We start from the raw sequence: 15,989 nt of genomic DNA, 5'->3' as shown, positions 1-15,989 counted from the left end.
CGGCTCCCCGCCGTCCGGCCCGGGGTCCGGGACCGGGAGGGAAGCCCGTCCGGTCCCGGGCCCCGGAGGCTCAGGGCCTCATCTCGTACGCGCCCGACAGCGCCTCGACGCGCCGCCAGACGCGCTCCGAGCGCGCCTCGTCCGCGACGGGGCGCCGGACGGCGCCGATCGCCCAGAGCTGCTGCGGCTCGGTCGCGGAGTCCTTGCCGTGCAGCTCGACCGCGTGCGCGGAGAAGTCGCGGACGAGGACGGCGAACAGCTCGTCGAGCACGTCCTCGTCGAGACCGGTCAGGGCGGCCTGCTCCAGGACCAGCTGCCCGTGGACGACCAGCGCGAAGAGCTGGCCGACGGCGAGGAGGAGGTCGAGGTCACGGCTCTGCTCCTCGTCGGGAGCGGCCTCGAGGACGAACGCGCAGAGCGCGTCGGCCTGTTCGCGGAACCGGGCGACGTTGGCCAGGTGGGCGTACGCCTCGTAGGCGGGGCGCCAGTCGTGGAAGCGGACCGAGCCGAGTCCCCGGGCGGGCCCCTGGCGGAAGAGGAACGCGTCGTCGGCCGCGTCCAGGCGGGTCGGGACGGGCTCGTACGCGACCGGGTCGAGGAGGTGGTTGCGCATGAACTTGAGGATCAGCGCCAGGTTGACGTGGACGGTGCCCTCCAGCTTCGGCAGGCCCCGGATCTCCACGGCCGCCTCGGCGAAGTAGGTGTCCTTCTCGAAGCCCTTGGCGGCGATGACGTCCCACATCAGGTCGATGACCTTCTCGCCCTCCGTGGTCACCTTCATCTTCGTCATGGGGTTGAAGAGGAGGTAGCGGCGGTCGTCGGGACCGGCGGTGCGGAAGTAGTCGACGGCCCGGTCGCTGAACAGCTTCATGCCGACGAGCCGGACGTACGCGTCGGTCAGCTCGCGCCGCACGTGCGGGAAGGCGGTGACGGGCCGGCCGTACAGGACGCGGTTCCGCGCGTGGGTGACGGCCTCGTACATCGCGTGCTCGCAGATGCCGATGGAGGCGGTGCACAGGTTGAACTTGCCGACGTTGACCGTGTTGAGGGCGGCGTCGAAGGCGGCGCGGCCGGTGTGCAGGACGTCCTCGGCGGCGACCGGGTAGTCCTCCAGGCGGAACTCGCTGACGTACTTCGAGGAGTCGACGACGTTCTTGACGAGGCGGTACGCCGGGTGGCGGCTGTCGGCGGCGAAGAAGACGTAGCCGTCGGGGCCCTCGACGTCCGCCCGGCGGCCGAAGACGGAGACGAGTCCGGCCGCGTTGCCGTTGCCGATGTAGTACTTGGATCCGGTGGCGCGGAAGCCGCCCTCGCCGTCGGGCGTGAGCAGCATGTCCGTGGAGTAGATGTCGGCGCCGTGCGACTTCTCGGAGAGGCCGAAGGCGAACACCTCGCCCCGGGAGAGGAGTTCGGCGGCGCGGGCGCGGGCGGCGGCGTTGTCGCTCTGCCACACCGGGCCCAGGCCGAGGACGGTGACCTGCCACGCGTACCAGTAGTCGAGGCCGTAGAAGCCGAGGATCTCGTTGAGGGCGGCGATGCGGGCGGTGTCCCAGCGCTTGTCGCCCTCGTCCTCGCCCGCGGCGGAGGACGGGGTGAGGAAGGTGGCGAAGAGGCCCTCCTCCGCGGCGAAGGCGAGGAAGTCGCCGAGCCAGGCCCGGGTGCGGTAGTCCTCGATGACGCGGCGCTTGCCGCGCGCCTCGAACCAGTCGACGGTGGCGCGCAGGAGCCGGCGGGTCTCCGGGTCGAAGTGCGCGGGGTCGTAGGTGTGCGGGTTGAACAGCAGCGGGTCGGCCATGACGTCCGCCTTTCCGGCTCGGGGTGGGGTGGGGGTGGGGTGCTGTGGTGCGGGGCGTCAGCGCCCGGCCTCGAAGCGGGCGAGCGTGACGAGGACGTCGTCCAGCCAGGCGATCATCATCCGCTCGTACGCGATGCCGCCGCGCAGCACGGCGTGCTGGAGCTCCCGCTCGGCGTCGGGCGGACCGTGGGCGCCGGACGCCGGGAAGTCGCGCGCCTCGCCCGCGAGGTAGTGCTCCAGGCGGTCGGTGTGCGCCCGCCGGTGCCGTTCGACCTCGCCGATGAGCGCGGCCGGGTCGTCGAAGGCGGCGGCCCGGATCTTCACCGCGAGGTCGTGCCGCACGCTCTCGGGTTCGATCGGCGCGTGCAGCCACGCGGAGAGCGCGTCCCGTCCGGGCGCGGCGACGGAGTACTCCTTCTTGTCCGGGCGCCCCTGCTGCGGCACGTCCCGGACGTCGATCCAGCCGTCGCTCTCCATGCGCTTGAGCACGCGGTAGATCTGCTGGTGGGTGGCGGTCCAGAAGTATCCGATGGACCGTTCGAAGCGCCTGGCCAGCTCGTAGCCGGACCCGGGCTTCTCGAGCAGGGACACGAGGATCGCGTGGTCGAGCGCCATGCGCCCGATCTTGCTATGCAACTCGTTGCATAGCAAGATCGGGCGGGTGCGATGAGACGCGGCTCACCTCGCCGGCCGCCGTCCGGAGGGACGCGGGGTTGCCGGGCATGTGCGGCGGGCAGGTTTGGGGAGCTTCAGGACGGGCATCGTCCGGATTTCGGCAGTGGGGGGCTCACACGCGGAAGCACGGGCGGCGCGCCATGCCGCTCCGGCACGCCGTCCGGAAGCGTGTCCGCCCTCCCCGCAGTGGGGCGGGGACGACCGGGCGGACCGCCTCCCCGCGGCCGGGCCGCCCGCACGGTGCGGCCCGAGGAGAGAAAGAGGTCGGTCCATGACAGTGCGCGCCGTCGAACTCCCCCGGCTGTGGATGCCCCATCCCCTGCGGGTGAACCCGCACCTGCCGGACCTGCGCGGGGAGAGCGAGACCTGGGCCCGCGAGATGGGCATGCTGGACGGCCACGGGGACGGGCCGGAACGGCGCGGGGTGTGGGGCCCGTCCGCCTTCCACGCCATGACCGTCGACCAGTTGACCGCCTGGACCCTTCCCGACGCCTCGTTCGCCGCCCTCCGGCTGAACCACCGGTTCAACATCTGGACGCTGGCCTGGGACGACCACTTCGCCGCCGCCTTCAAGCAGACCGGCGACCTCCCCGGGGCACGGGCCTTCACCACCCGGCTGCACGCGTTCCTGCGCCCCGAGCCGGACGTCCGGCTGCCGGAGCCGGTCAACGCCGTCGAGCGGGGGCTCGCCGATCTCCGGCGGCACCTCTTCCCGCCGGAACTGGCGCACTGGCGCCACGATTTCCTCCGCGCGCTGGTCCGGTACGTCGACGCGGGGGTCGAGGAACTGGCCAACAGCCTCAGCGGCCGCGTTCCCCATCTGATCGACTACGCCCCGTTCCGGCGCGAGAGCTTCGCCGCGTACACCGCCCCCTACTCCGTCGAACTGGCCACGGGCGCGCGGATACCCGAGCGGATCCGGCACGACCGGACGGTCCGGGCCCTGCTGGACGCCTTCATGGACTTCATGGGGCTGGCGAACGACCTCGCCTCCTACGAGAGGGAGGTCCACGAGGAGAACGACGTCAACAACCTGGTCCTGGTCGTCGGGACGTCCCTGGGCATCCCCCTCCACGAGGCCGTGCCCGCCGCCTTCCACCTGGTGAACGCCAGGCTGCGGGAGTTCGAGCACCTCCGGCGGAACGAACTGCCGCCGCTCGTACGGCGGTCCGGCCTCGACCGTGACGAGCGGGCCGGGCTGGAGACGTGGCTCCGGGGCGCCTGCGGCTTCCTCTCCGGAATCCACGCCTGGTACACGGGGGCACCCCGCTACGTTTCCGGGAACGGGGCGTTCCCGGAAACGTAGCGGGCCGGGTCCCGCTCCGTCGCCCTACCGCCTCCGCAGGAGGCTCCTGACGCGCGCCCACCAGGAGGCGCGGGGCGCGGGGCGGGGCACGGCGGCGGGCCACGGCGGCGCCGAGGGCTCCCCGCTGTTCCGGGCGGGCGGGGCCGGAAGGGGGGCCGGGTCGTCGTGGGTCCGGGGGGAGCGCGGGGAGAAGGTCACGGGCAGCGCCGTGAGGTGCCGGGCCCAGGTGGAGGAGCGCCAGTCGAGGCTCTCCTCCGGGACGGCCAGAGCCACGTCGGGGAGCCGGGTGAGCAGGAGGTCGATGCCCGCGTCGGCGATGATGCGGCCGATGTCCTGGCCGGGGCACTCGTGCGTGCCGGCGCTGAAGGACAGGTGGGCCCGGTTGTGGTGCACCGGGGCCGAGGGGTCGGGGCGGATCGTCCGGTCCATGTTCCCGGCGGCCAGGCCGAGGAGGAGCATGTCCCCCGCCCTGATCCGCTGTCCGCCGAGGGTGGTGTCGCTGTTGGCCCAGCGGCCCGGACACACCATCAGCGGCGGCTCGTCCCAGAGGACCTGCTCCACCGCTTCGGGCAGGGTCATCTGGCCGCCGGCCAGCGAGCCGCGGAACCGGGGGTCGGTGACGACCATGCGCAGGACGTTGGACATGAGGTTGGCGGTCGTCTCGTAACCGGCGAGCAGGATGAGGCGCAGGTGGTGCTGGACCTCCTCGTCCGTGAGGCCCGCGGGGTGGGCCATCAGCGCGGAGGCGATGTCGTGCCCCGGGCGGGCCCGTTTGGCGACGACAAGCCGTTCGAGGCTCTCCAGGACGTAGGCGTTGCTGGCGAGCGACGTCTCGGTGGCCTTGAAGAGGTCACGGGCGGCGGGGACGAGTTCGGGACTCTCCTCGTCGGACATCCCGAGCAGGTGGATGAGGGTGAGCATGGGCAGGTGCTCGGTGAACTGCCCCACCAGCTCGGCTTCGCCGTCCTCGCAGAACCCGTCGATCAGCTGGTGGGCGAAGCGGGTGATGCGGCGGCGGATCCCCCGGTGGTCGAACTGGCCGAGGGCCGCGGTGACCGCGCCGCGCAGGCGCTGGTGCTCCTCCCCGTCCGCGCAGACGCAGTCGGGGCGCCAGCCGATCATCGGCATGAGCGGGGAGGTGGCGGGGTCGATCTCCCCGCTCCTCCAGCCGTGCCAGACCCGGGGGTCGCGGGAGAACTGCGTCGGGCGGCTGGCCACGTCCCGGTTCTCCGGATACCCCAGGACGAGCCAGGCGCGCACGTCGCCGTCGAGCAGGACGGGCGCCACCGGGCCGTGGACGGCCCGCAGTTCCTCGTACAGGCCCATGGGGTCCGTGGCCGCCGCCGTGCCGTAGAGCCGGACCGCTCCGTCGGTTCCGGCTGAGGCGTGGGCCGGACAGCCCGGGGGCGGAACCTGGCCGGCGTGCGCGGTGGTGTGTCCGGCGGGTGGGAAGTTCATGCGGTCTCCTGGGCGGCGACGAGGGTGCACAGGTAGTCCATCAGCGAGAGCAGGGCGTCACGGCAGGACGCCCGGTCCCGTGCGTCACAGGTGACGATGGGCACGGATTCGCCGAGGGCCAGAGCGGTGCGGAGGTCCGGCAGGGGGTACTGCGGGGCCTCCGGGAAGGTGTTGACGGCCACGACGAAGGGGACGCGGCGGTCTTCGAGACGGGTGATGACCTCGAAGCAGACTTCGATCCTGCGGGTGTCGACGAGGACCACGGCACCGAGCGCGCCCTCGAAGATGCCGTTCCACAGGAACCAGAAGCGCTCCTGTCCGGGGGTCCCGAACAGGTAGAGGATCAGTTCGCGGTTGATGCTGATCCGTCCGAAGTCCATCGCGACGGTCGTGGTGTTCTTGCCCTTGGCGCCGGGGTTGTGGTCGATCCCGACGCCCGCCTGCGTCATGGTCTCCTCGGTGGTCAGGGGCGGGATCTCGCTCACCGTCCCGACCAGGGTGGTCTTGCCGACGCCGAAGCCGCCGACGATCACGACCTTGACCCCCCTGGAGCCGTGGGGCAGCACGTCGGTGCCGCGCGGGCCGGCGACGGGGGCGTCAGAGCTTGCGTAGTCCATGGATCACCGCCTCCAGTAGGCCGCGTTCGGGGTATGCCGCCACGGGGACGGGTGCGATGGCCTCGACCCGTTCCTCCTCGACGAGCTGGGACAGCAGGACGGTGACGACGCTGAACGGAAGGCTGAGGTACGCCGACAGTTCGGCCACCGAGAGCGGGTACTCGCACAGGGAGAGGATGGCCGCCTGTTCGGGCTGCGTCGCGGGGTCGGGCACGGCCCTCGCCGCGATGAGGGTGACCAGGTCGAAGCCCTTGGCCGAGGGACCGGAACCGCCGGTGATGACGTAGAGCGGAACGGGGGTGCCTTCGTCCCAGGGATTCTGGTTCTCCGATGTCACATCGCCTGCCCGACGTCCTGCCGGGGCGGGCTGGTCATGTGCTGGCCGATCCGGAGCACCAGTGTCCGCATGCGGTCGCCGAGCAGTCCGGCGTCCACCTCCTGGTCGGCGAGGACCGCGAGGTAGGCGCCGGGGCCGGCCGCCATCAGGGAGAAGTACCCGCCGTCGGCCTCGACCCCGACCATGCGCGTCGAGCCGTCCCCGTGCGGGAACATCTGGGCGATGGCCTTCGCCAGGCTCTGGATGCCGGAGCAGGCGGCGGCGATGGCGTCGGCGGTGTCGGGCGCCGTGTTCGCCTGCCCGATGCACAGGCCGTCGGCCGAGAGGACGACCACGTGTCGCACGTACGGAACGCTGCTCACGAGTTCCGTGAGCATCCAGTCCATGTTGGGCAGTGGCTGCATGTTACTCGTCCTCATCTGACGGCTCGCTGGGGGAAGGGAGGGGTTCGGCGCCCGATCTCTTGTCTCCGTTGAACGCCTCCCACATCAGGCCCGGCTGGGGGGCCGTTCCGGAGGTGCTCCGGGAGGGGGGCGGTGTGGAGGACGTCACCACGACCGGTGGCGGGACGGGTGTTTCCCTTCGTCGCTGCGGGAGTCCGTTGACGGTCTTCCCGGTCCCGCCGGAATCCGCGGCGGTGACGGCGCGCACCTGCGCGGGCGCGGGTCCGGTCCGCACCGGGGCGGGCCGGGTCGGCGCGGGCGCGGTTCCGGTCTGCGCCGGGGCGTTCCCGGCCGGCGTCGGCGCGCTGCCGATCGGCGCCGGCGCGGTCCTGGCCGGCATCGGCGCGGTCCTGGCCGGGCCGGGCACACGCCTGCGGGCGAGCCCGCCCGTCCTGATGGTGGGCTGGGGCATCGTGGTGATGAGACGCCGGGGAACGAGCACGACGGCCCGGACGCCCCCGTAGGCGGAGGTCCGCAGGTGGACCTCGCAGCCGTGCTCGCGGGCCAGCCGGCTGACGACGGGCAGGCCGAGCTGCGTCACCTCGCCGAGGCTGGCGAGCTGGATGGTCTCGCGCGACTGCTCCATGACGCGTTCGACGCGCTGCCGGACCTCTTCGGTGAGTCCGACCCCGCGGTCCTCGATCTCGATCGCGACGCCGGAGGGCACCTCGTTCGCGGTCACCTCCACCGGTGTGTGCGGGGGCGAGAACGACGTGGCGTTGTCGAGCAGTTCGGCGAGCAGGTGGATCAGCGGTTCGGCGCCCGGACCGATCACTGCCACCTCCGCCACCGCCTGGAGCTTGACGCGGGGGTAGTCCACGATGCGCGACATGGCGCCGCGCAGGACGTCGTAGAGCGGGATCGCCTTCGACCACTGGCGGCCGGGCCGGGCGTCGCCCAGGACCGCGATGCTGGCGGCGAGGCGGCCGATCAGGGCGTTGCGGTGGTCGACGTCCTGGAGGCCGCGGGAGACCACGATGTCGTTGCCGTGCAGGATCTGCATGGCGTGGAGGTCCTTGGCGAGCTGGTGCACGATCGCCTGGACCCGGCGCGCGACCGCCACGAGGGCCCGCTGGGAGGCGTCCCGCGTGTGCTCCTCGCCCTCCACCGCTTCGAGCACCGTCCGCAGGGCTCCCTTGAGCGCTTCGGCGAACTCGTCGTCGATGTGCTTCCCGAAGTCGACGGCGTGCAGGATGTCCGAGGCGGCCTCGCCCCTCTGCAGGCGGGTGACGGCCGCGGGAAGCAGCTCCTCGGCGAGCCACGCGGTGGTGGTCAGCTGGTCGGCCAGGCGCCCGAGCAGGGTGGCCTCGCGCTGTTCGTAGTACTTCTCCGCCTCGGCCCTCGCCCGCGTGTGGCGGGCCGCTTCCGCCGAGCGCAGCCGGCGCGCGGTCCAGGCCGAGACGACGGCCGTCAGGACGACCGCGACGAGGCCGCACCAGGCGACCGCCGGCCGTATCTGCGCAGGGGAAAGGAGCAGCCCCGCCACGGTGGCTCCGGCCAGGAACCCCGAAGGGAGGAGCCACGTCCGGTCAACCACGGTTGGCCGGGTTCTGGAATTCGAACCTGCATGAACCATCAAGGGGTCCCTAAACAGTCTGGAATGAGCGGACCGAGGTGACGCGATGCGCCGGGAGGAACGGGGGCGGACTCCGTTCGGGCAGGTGGATGTGCTCCGACGAGGTCCCCGCGGGTCACTCCGGAATCGCGATTTTGTTCGCTTCCCTTTGCGGCCGCACTCCGTTCGCCGCCCCACGGCGCCCATGACTCGCCGTGAGCGCGGCGCAACACATCGGGGAGCATAGTCAGTTCGTGTTCCCCGCGTGACTTTGCGGAAAGTACAACCCTCACCGGTCATTCCGAACCCATAAAACGACCGATCGCCCTATCTGAAATGCAATGAACCGATCATTTTCTGACGCCCGGCCCTCAGGGCCGTGACCGTCGCGGGAGGCCGGGCGCGGAACGCGCGGAAACGGGCGAAGGACTCCCCCGCCCCCGCGCCCCTTGGCATGCTGGGGCCACGACGGCCCCGGACCCGCGGGCCGGTGACCGGGATCCACCGGGACGAGGAGGTGGTGCGGTGAGCGAGGGCGCACAGCACCGGGGGAAGTCCGCCGCGGCGGTGTTCGACGAGGTCGGCGCACGGTACGAGGAGGTGTTCGCCGACGTCCCCGGCCAGCTCGCGGCCCTGGACTGGCTCACGGGGCGCCTGGCCCCCGGCGCCCGCGTCCTGGACGTGGGCAGCGGCACCGGACGTCCGGCGGCGGAGGCGCTGACCCGGGCGGGCTTCGGGGTCACCGGGATCGACGTGTCGGGCGAGATGGTCCGCCTGGCCCGGCGACAGGTGCCCGCCGCCCGCTTCGAACAGGCCGACGTGCGCACCTACCGGCCCCCCGCCGGGGGGTACGACGCGGTGTGCGCCTTCTTCCCCCTGCTGGTGATGGACCAGCCCGAGGTCGCGGACTCCCTGGCCAGGATGGCCTCCTGGGTCGCCCCCGGCGGGTCGTTCGCGATGGCCACCGTGCCGGGGGACGTCCGGCTCCTCGACATCGTGTGGATGGGGCACGAGGTCCGCGTGAGCAGCCTCGCGACCGAGGACCAGCTGCGCGTCCTGGAGGAGGCGGGGCTGGAGGTGGTCCACCACTCCACCGCCCTGTACCGGCCGCACGGCCCGGAGGCGGAGCCCGAGCCGCACCTCTACGTGCACGCCGTCCGCCCGCCCGCGTAGCCCGGGCGGCCCGCGCGGGCCGCCGACGCACGGCGGGAAGCTTAGTGGAATTTTCAACGACCCCGGCCCGTTGATCCGGACGACCGCCTCCTGGGAGGCGGTACCGGAACTCCGGAAGGGAAGAGCGGATGAGCGAGACGTACTACGAGTTCGGCACGGCCGGGGAGCGCTGGGACCGGGCGCAGCTGTTCTTCGGGGCGAAGGAGTACGGGACCGCCGTCCGCATCCTGCGCGGCCTCGTCGCCGAGCACCCGGACCAGACGGCCCAGCGGCTCCTCCTCGCCCGTGCGTACTACCACTCCGCGCAGCTCTCCCGCGCCGAGACGGAGCTGCGGGCGATCCTGGAGCGCGACCCGGTCGAGCACTACGCCCGGCTGATGCTCGGGCGCACGCTGGAGCGCCTGGGCCGTCCGGAGGAGGCCGCGCCGCATCTGCGCATGGCCGCCGCCATGGCGGGCGAGACGGTGTCCTGACGCGCTTCTGATACCCCCTCGCGGTATATTCGCGGCCAGGAGGTTCTGGCTGTGCGGACACACCGGATGGGGCGGAAACGACGAGCGGGAGGCGCCTCGGCGCACCTCCTGCTCGTCGTCGTGCTCGCGCTCGGCGTGTTCCTGATGCACACCGTGGGCCACCCCGAGGGATCCGGCGGCGGCGCGCACACGGCCGCGGCGGCCGCCTCCCCCGGACACGACGGCGGGGACTCCGGCGCCCGGCACGACCCCGGCGCCGGGACGGACATGAGCACCCTGTGCGTGGCCGTCCTCGGCGTCTGGCTGCTGGCGCGGCTCGTCCTGGCCGCGCTGGGACGCGGCCCCGGACGGCTCGTCCCCTTCCTGACGCGCCTCGCGCACGTGCGGGCCCCGCACGCCCCGCCCCGCCGTCCCCCCGACCTCGCCCGGCTGTCCGTCCTGCGGATATAGGCCGGCCCTCTCCCACGGGCGCCCCGCGCTGCCCGTGGGCGCCTCCGGCCTGCCCTTTTCCCCGTACGGAACCGCACGGGTCCGTACGATCCGCACGAACAGCACACGAGGTACCACCCATGCACATGCGTGTCTTCACGAACCGCGCCCTCCGGACGTCCGCCCTCGTCGGCGCCGCCGCCGCGACCGGGCTCCTGCTCACCGCCTGCGGCGCGGACGGCACCGCCCCGTCGGCGTCCGCCTCCTCGTCCGCCGCCTCCTCGTCCGCCGCCTCCCCGTCCGCCACCGCCGCCGCACCCGGGGCCGCCGCCTCCCCGGCACCCGCTCCGGGGCCCTTCAACGACGCGGACGTCATGTTCGCGCAGATGATGATCCCCCACCACGAGCAGGCCCTGGAGATGGCGCGGCTCGCCGACGGGCGGGCCGAGGACGCCGGCGTCAGGAAGCTGGTCGCCGCGATCGAGCGGGCCCAGGACCCGGAGATCCGGAAGATGCGGGCCTGGCTCAAGGGCTGGAACAGGCCCGAGTCCGCCGACCACGGGGGCGGTCACGGCTCCGGCCACGGCATGGCCGGGATGATGTCCGAGCGGGACATGAAGAAGCTGGCGGCCGCCACGGGCAAGGAGTTCGACCGCGCCTTCGCCGAGCTGATGATCGCCCACCACGACGGTGCGGTGGCCATGGCCGAGGACGAGCGGCGGAACGGCCTCAACGCCACGACCAGGAAGCTGGCCGACGACGTCGTGCGGACCCAGTCCGCCGAGGTCGCCGAGCTGCGGAAGATCCTCGGCCGGCTCTGATGCCCCGCCGTTCCCGGGCCGGTCGCGCCGGCCCGGGAACGGCGCACGGCCGAATGCCGTGACGGCCGGCGACGGCGGGCACGCCCCCGCCGGGCGCGGACGCGGTCCTGGAACGCGCCGAGGTGACGGGCGCGCGAGCCGGGGTGCCCCGTCGCGGGGTTGAGCACCCGGGTGGTCCTGGGCCAGGAGGTGGGCCCCGCTCTGGAGGCCGCCCGCTCGGTGGCGCGCGTCCTGGCCCCCCGGCTCGTTCCCGCCGGGCGGTGACGGGGGGCCGTCAGCCCCGGTACGCCTCCAGGAGGCGCAGCCACGCCTCGCTCAGGGTCGGGTACGACGGGACGGCGTGCCACAGACGGGCGATCGGGACCTCGCCGACGACGGCGACCGTCGCCGAGTGGAGGAGTTCGCCGACGGCCGGACCGACGAAGGAGGCGCCGACGACGACCTCCCGGTCCAGGTCCACGACCATCCGCGCGTGCCCCCGGTAGCCCTGGGCGTAGAGACCGGCCCCGGCGACCCCGCCCAGGTCCAGGTCCACGGCCCGGACCCGCAGCCCCGCCCGTTCCGCCCCGGCCAGCGTGAGGCCGACGGCGGCCGCCTCGGGGTCGGTGAACACCACCTGCGGCACGGCGGCGTGGTCGGCCGTTGCGGTGTACGCGCCCCAGTTCCCGGCGTCCGGGAGGGCGTCCCCCCGCGCGCGGGCGGCGATCGCGGCGCCGGCGATCCGGGCCTGGTACTTGCCCTGGTGGGTCAGGAGCGCGCGGCGGTTGACGTCCCCGACGGCGTAGAGCCAGTCGCTGCCGCGGACCCGGAGGCTGTCGTCCACGTCCAGCCAGGAGCCCGGCTCCAGGCCGACCGTCTCCAGGCCGATGTCCTCGGTGCGCGGGGCCCGGCCGGTCGCGAAGAGCACCTCGTCGCCCTCGACGCGGTCGCCGCCCTCCAGGACCGCGGTGACCGGGCCGGTGCCCCCGTCCCGCACCACCGCGGTCACCGACGCGTCGCGGATGTCCGCGCCGCGCTCCGTGAGGGCGGCGGCCACGTGCTCGCCGACGAACGGTTCCATGCGGGGCAGCAGCCTTCCGCCCCGCGCCAGCACCGTCACCCGGGAGCCGAGGGCCTGCCAGGCGGTGGCCATCTCGGCCCCCACCACTCCCCCGCCCACCACGACGAGGCGCTCGGGCACGTGCGAGGAGGAGGTCGCCTCGCGGCTGGTCCAGGGCCGCGCGCCGGGGAGGCCGGGCAGCTCGGGCAGGAGGGCCCGACTGCCGGTGCAGACGGCGACGGCGTGCCGGGCGGTGAGGACGTGGCGCTCGCCCTCGGGGCTCACGACCTCGACCCGGCGCGGTCCGAGGAAGCGGCCGTGGCCCCGGAAGACCCGGGCGCCGGTCGAGTCGAGCCAGTCCAGCTGGGCGTCGTCCTTCCAGTCCCCGACCACCTCGTTCCGGTGGGCCAGGACCTCCGGCGCGTCCAGGGGTCCCCGGACCGCCTCCCGCAGTCCCGCGACCGCCCGCGCGTCGGAGCGGGCGATCGCGGGGCGCAACAGCGCCTTGCTTGGCATGCAGGCCCAGTACGAGCACTCGCCGCCGATCAGTTCGCTCTCGACGATCGCGGCACTGAGGCCGGCCGCCCGCACCCGGTCGACGACGTTCTCGCCGACCGGCCCCGCGCCCAGCACCACCACGTCGTAGACCTGCTCGTTCTCCACCGTATGTGTCATGGTCCCAGTCTGCGGGCAGGGAGCGGAACAGCGCGGCGCGATACGCCGTCGCGCCGGGCGAGTCTCCGGGGGACCGCGAGGACACGCGCCGTTCTCCCCCGGCGACGGCGGTGCCACATCCGGGCGCGGTGCCGGGACCGGCCCGGCCGCTCCCCGCCGGCCCGGCCCGCGACACCCCTTGTACGACCGAAGCCCGTCCCGCACGGGCCGCGCCCGTCGGCACATCCTCCGGTACTCTCCTTCCCTCCCTCCGCCGGGCTCTTCGCGCGTGGTCCGGACACCCGTCCTCCCACGCGCCGCCGCACGACCAGCCGGTCACCGATCACCCCTCCACCACGCGCACACGACGAGGATGCCCGCCATGTCCGTACCCGCCGACCCCACCGTGCTCCACCCGATGCCCGGCCAGCCGAGGGTCGTACAGCTCAAACCGCTGGTGACCTCGCCGCTGATCGAGGTGGGGGAGTACTCGTACTACGACGACCCGGACGACGCCACCGCGTTCGAGACCCGCAACGTCCTCTACCACTACGGACCGGAGAAGCTGGTCATCGGCAAGTTCTGCGCGCTCGGCACGGGCGTGCGCTTCCTGATGAACGGTGCCAACCACCGGATGGACGGCCCCTCCACCTTCCCGTTCCCGACCATGGGCGGCTCCTGGGCCGATCACTTCGACCTGCTCGCGGGCCTGCCGAACCGGGGCGACACCGTCGTCGGCAACGACGTCTGGTTCGGTCACGGGGCGACCGTGCTGCCCGGGGTGCGCATCGGGCACGGCGCGATCATCGGCAGCGGCTCCGTGGTCACCAAGGACGTGCCGGACTACGGCGTCGTCGGCGGCAACCCGGCCCGCCTCCTGCGCACCCGCTACGAGGAGGAGGACATCGCCCGTCTCCTCGCGGTGGCCTGGTGGGACTGGCCCGCGGAACACATCACCGCCCACATCCGCACCCTCATGTCCGGGACGGTCGACGACCTCGAAGCCGCCGCCCCCTCCCCGCGCGTCTGATCCGCCGGCCGCCTCCGGAAGAGGACCGCCGGCGTGCCCACCGCCAGGTCGTGGCCGGCCCCGAGGGCAGCGAGTTCGGCGTCGCGCGCGCGCCTGCTCCCCGAGTTCCGTCCGGCGATCACGACGTCATAGGCTGCGGCGCATGCACAGCACGCTGACCGAGCACGCCCGGTGTCTCTACGGAGACGAGTTCCGTCCGACTCCGGCGTGCGGTCAGGAGCATCACCAGAACCACTTCGTGGAAGAGCTGACGTTCGCCGGCGCGGACGCGATCCTCTCGATGCTGCGGGAGCTCTGCCCGAACCTGGCCGACGGCCGGCTCCCGGTCTGGGTCCGCAACCTCGCCTATCGGCTTGTCCTGTTGCAGCGGCCCGACGAGCCGGCCCTCCTGAGGGAGGCCGCGCGGAGCCTGTGGCTGCACGGTCCGGACTGGGACGACATCGCGGCGGAACTCACGAAGAGGGCCGAAGAGCTGGAAGCCCGCTGACGGAACCCGTTCGTCAAGGCCCGAGCCACGGGCGGATCGAGGCCGAGGTCACGGTGCCCGTGAAGGCGTGGGCGCGCTCGTCGTGACGCCGCGGCCCCGGCCCTCGAGCGCGTTCGCGTACCACGACCGGGTGCGCGGTCACCCGCGCACCCGGCCCTCGGGCACGTGCGGTCAGCTCAGCCGGGCATCGGCGTACACGGTCATCGCATCGCGCTGGTAGACGGCGAGACCTTCGGCGATCCTGTCGAAGTTGGCCCGCATCCGCGGGTCGTCGACATAGGTCTGGCCCACTCCCTTGTACGCCGCCGCGGTCGGGGTCCAGAACCGGCAGATCTGCCGGTAGTTGGCGTCCACCTCGGCCTGTACGGCGGGGTCGGAGACCGGCGTGCCGGCCACCATGAACTCCGCCATACGGATCATCTGCGCCGTCACCTCACGTTGCCAGCGCTCCGTTTCCTCGGGGGTCATCGCCTCGACTGCCTGCCGGGACCGCTCCCACGCCTGCGGCCACCGCTCCCGCACCTCGGCCTCGGCCTCGGAGGGGGCCTGGAACCCCTCGAACAGGTTCTCCGGCTTGTTGATCTTCGTCATCTTCCCGTCGTCCCCACCTTCTTCCAGTTCGGCGATGGTGCGGCCGACCGTACGGGCCAGCGTCTCCAGCCGGTCCCGTTCCGCGAGCAGCCGTCGGTGGTGCTCGCGGAGCACGGCCACCCGGTCGAGCCGGCTGTCCAGGACCGCCCGGATCTCGCGCAGCCCCAAGCCCAGCTCCCGCATCAGCATGATCTGCTGCAACCGCAGCAGACCGGCCTCCTCGTAGTAGCGGTGCCCGTTGCTCCCGATCCGTGCGGGCGGCAACAGGCCGATCTCGTCGTAGTGCCGCAGCGTCCGCGACGTCACCCTGGACATCCGCGCCACCTCCGCGATCGACCAGGCCATGCCGGTGCCCCCCTCGCCGGGCCGGTCCCTCCGGCCACACACATGACCGTAGAAGTTGCCGCAACGGAAAGCGCAAGTCCGGAACCCCGTCGGACAGGAAACTCTCCGCCCGCCACGCACCGCCCGTGCGTCACGTCACCCGGTGACCGGTCACGATGCCGCCTTTGTTCGCACACGGGTTTAGGCTCGCCATGAGGCCCTCGTGTTCCCACGGCGTCTCGGAAGCCGACCAAGATCGCACCGTCTATGCAGCTCGGAGGCAGGAAGACATGAGCACCGTAGAACTCACCAAGGACAACTTCGACGAGATCGTGAGCGACAACGAGTTCGTCCTGATCGATTTCTGGGCTGCCTGGTGCGGTCCCTGCCGTCAGTTCGGTCCGGTCTTCGAGGCCGCTTCCGAGCGCCACCAGGACCTCGTCTTCGCCAAGGTGGACACCGAGGCCCAGCAGGAGCTGGCGGCGGCGTTCGAGATCCAGTCGATCCCGACCCTGATGATCGTGCGCGACAAGGTGGCCGTGTTCGCGCAGCCGGGGGCGCTGCCGGAGGCCGCCCTGGAGGACCTGATCGGCCAGGCGCGCAAGCTGGACATGGACGAGGTGCGCAAGTCCGTCGCGGAGGCGCAGAACGCCCGGGGCGGACAGGACGACCGGGGCGGGCAGGACGCCTAGGGCCTGTCTGATGGGTCCGTAGAGTGACGTTGCTCGACTTCTAAGCTGTGGCCCTATGGAGAACCAGCTCACCCATGAGGCCAGTGCCCT

General features: G+C 72.7%; 17 protein-coding genes. 8 read left to right on the top strand and 9 right to left on the bottom strand.

Features of this window, described 5'->3' with window-relative positions; genetic code table 11:
• Positions 1–70: 70 nt before the first annotated feature.
• Together ACFYZY_RS28920 and ACFYZY_RS28915 are read right to left on the bottom strand one after the other, a co-directional pair.
• Positions 71–1,795, bottom strand: coding sequence for an acyl-CoA dehydrogenase family protein (locus ACFYZY_RS28920; protein WP_388699978.1), 1,725 nt, complete (start codon positions 1,793–1,795; stop codon positions 71–73).
• A 57-nt stretch (positions 1,796–1,852) separates the two neighbouring features.
• Positions 1,853–2,410 (bottom strand): PadR family transcriptional regulator, encoded by a 558-nt coding sequence (locus tag ACFYZY_RS28915; RefSeq protein ID WP_388699975.1) that lies wholly within the window; start codon positions 2,408–2,410, stop codon positions 1,853–1,855.
• Positions 2,411–2,741: 331 nt separating this feature from the next.
• Between ACFYZY_RS28915 and ACFYZY_RS28910 the strand changes: the two genes are divergently transcribed.
• Entirely contained in the window at positions 2,742–3,776 is a 1,035-nt protein-coding gene (locus ACFYZY_RS28910) for a hypothetical protein (RefSeq protein ID WP_388699972.1), read from the top strand.
• 24 nt (positions 3,777–3,800) lie between these two features.
• Here the strand turns inward: ACFYZY_RS28910 and ACFYZY_RS28905 are convergent, their stop codons facing one another.
• From ACFYZY_RS28905 to ACFYZY_RS28885, 5 genes are read right to left on the bottom strand one after another with little or no spacing between them, the layout of a single operon-like run.
• Positions 3,801–5,234 carry a cytochrome P450 gene (locus ACFYZY_RS28905; protein ID WP_388699970.1) on the bottom strand — a complete coding sequence of 478 codons (1,434 nt, stop codon included), beginning with the start codon at positions 5,232–5,234 and terminating at the stop codon, positions 3,801–3,803.
• Complete coding sequence (locus ACFYZY_RS28900) at positions 5,231–5,851, bottom strand: ATP/GTP-binding protein (protein ID WP_388699967.1); 621 nt, start codon at positions 5,849–5,851, stop codon at positions 5,231–5,233. Before ACFYZY_RS28900 ends, ACFYZY_RS28905 begins: the two co-directional genes overlap by 4 nt.
• Positions 5,832–6,188, bottom strand: coding sequence for a DUF742 domain-containing protein (locus tag ACFYZY_RS28895; protein WP_388699964.1), 357 nt, complete (start codon positions 6,186–6,188; stop codon positions 5,832–5,834). Before ACFYZY_RS28895 ends, ACFYZY_RS28900 begins: the two co-directional genes overlap by 20 nt.
• Positions 6,185–6,592 carry a roadblock/LC7 domain-containing protein gene (locus ACFYZY_RS28890; protein ID WP_388699961.1) on the bottom strand — a complete coding sequence of 136 codons (408 nt, stop codon included), beginning with the start codon at positions 6,590–6,592 and terminating at the stop codon, positions 6,185–6,187. Before ACFYZY_RS28890 ends, ACFYZY_RS28895 begins: the two co-directional genes overlap by 4 nt.
• A gap of 1 nt (position 6,593) precedes the next feature.
• Positions 6,594–8,168, bottom strand: coding sequence for an ATP-binding protein (locus ACFYZY_RS28885; protein WP_388699958.1), 1,575 nt, complete (start codon positions 8,166–8,168; stop codon positions 6,594–6,596).
• Positions 8,169–8,711: 543 nt separating this feature from the next.
• On the opposite strand from ACFYZY_RS28885, the gene ACFYZY_RS28880 reads away from it, so the two are divergent.
• The 4 genes from ACFYZY_RS28880 (at position 8,712) to ACFYZY_RS28865 (ending at position 11,082) form a co-directional block, all read left to right on the top strand.
• On the top strand, positions 8,712–9,359 hold the full coding sequence (locus ACFYZY_RS28880; protein WP_388699956.1) for a class I SAM-dependent methyltransferase: 648 nt from the start codon (positions 8,712–8,714) through the stop codon (positions 9,357–9,359).
• Positions 9,360–9,487: 128 nt separating this feature from the next.
• On the top strand, positions 9,488–9,832 hold the full coding sequence (locus tag ACFYZY_RS28875) for a tetratricopeptide repeat protein (RefSeq protein WP_388699953.1): 345 nt from the start codon (positions 9,488–9,490) through the stop codon (positions 9,830–9,832).
• Between the two features lie 51 nt (positions 9,833–9,883).
• Positions 9,884–10,282 (top strand): DUF6153 family protein, encoded by a 399-nt coding sequence (locus ACFYZY_RS28870; RefSeq protein ID WP_388699950.1) that lies wholly within the window; start codon positions 9,884–9,886, stop codon positions 10,280–10,282.
• A 125-nt stretch (positions 10,283–10,407) separates the two neighbouring features.
• Complete coding sequence (locus ACFYZY_RS28865) at positions 10,408–11,082, top strand: DUF305 domain-containing protein (protein ID WP_388699997.1); 675 nt, start codon at positions 10,408–10,410, stop codon at positions 11,080–11,082.
• A 274-nt stretch (positions 11,083–11,356) separates the two neighbouring features.
• Here the strand turns inward: ACFYZY_RS28865 and ACFYZY_RS28860 are convergent, their stop codons facing one another.
• Positions 11,357–12,796, bottom strand: coding sequence for a dihydrolipoyl dehydrogenase family protein (locus ACFYZY_RS28860; protein WP_388699947.1), 1,440 nt, complete (start codon positions 12,794–12,796; stop codon positions 11,357–11,359).
• A 361-nt stretch (positions 12,797–13,157) separates the two neighbouring features.
• Between ACFYZY_RS28860 and ACFYZY_RS28855 the strand changes: the two genes are divergently transcribed.
• Positions 13,158–13,805: a CatB-related O-acetyltransferase gene (locus ACFYZY_RS28855; RefSeq protein ID WP_388699945.1), complete on the top strand. Its 648-nt coding sequence runs from the start codon at positions 13,158–13,160 to the stop codon at positions 13,803–13,805.
• A gap of 142 nt (positions 13,806–13,947) precedes the next feature.
• Complete coding sequence (locus ACFYZY_RS28850) at positions 13,948–14,292, top strand: hypothetical protein (RefSeq protein ID WP_388699943.1); 345 nt, start codon at positions 13,948–13,950, stop codon at positions 14,290–14,292.
• Positions 14,293–14,463: 171 nt separating this feature from the next.
• Here the strand turns inward: ACFYZY_RS28850 and ACFYZY_RS28845 are convergent, their stop codons facing one another.
• Complete coding sequence (locus ACFYZY_RS28845; RefSeq protein ID WP_388699940.1) at positions 14,464–15,228, bottom strand: MerR family transcriptional regulator; 765 nt, start codon at positions 15,226–15,228, stop codon at positions 14,464–14,466.
• A gap of 155 nt (positions 15,229–15,383) precedes the next feature.
• Here ACFYZY_RS28845 and trxA point away from each other — a divergent pair, with 155 nt between their 5' ends.
• Positions 15,384–15,899, top strand: a complete 516-nt coding sequence (gene trxA, locus ACFYZY_RS28840; RefSeq protein ID WP_388699937.1) for a thioredoxin — start codon at positions 15,384–15,386, stop codon at positions 15,897–15,899.
• The last annotated feature ends 90 nt before the right edge of the window (positions 15,900–15,989 follow it).

The organism is Streptomyces sp. NPDC001744, assembly GCF_042892575.1.
In the GTDB taxonomy this organism is placed as follows: domain Bacteria; phylum Actinomycetota; class Actinomycetes; order Streptomycetales; family Streptomycetaceae; genus Streptomyces.
The sequence above is the reverse complement of the archived record's forward strand: the minus strand, read 5'-3'. Positions and strand labels throughout refer to the sequence as shown.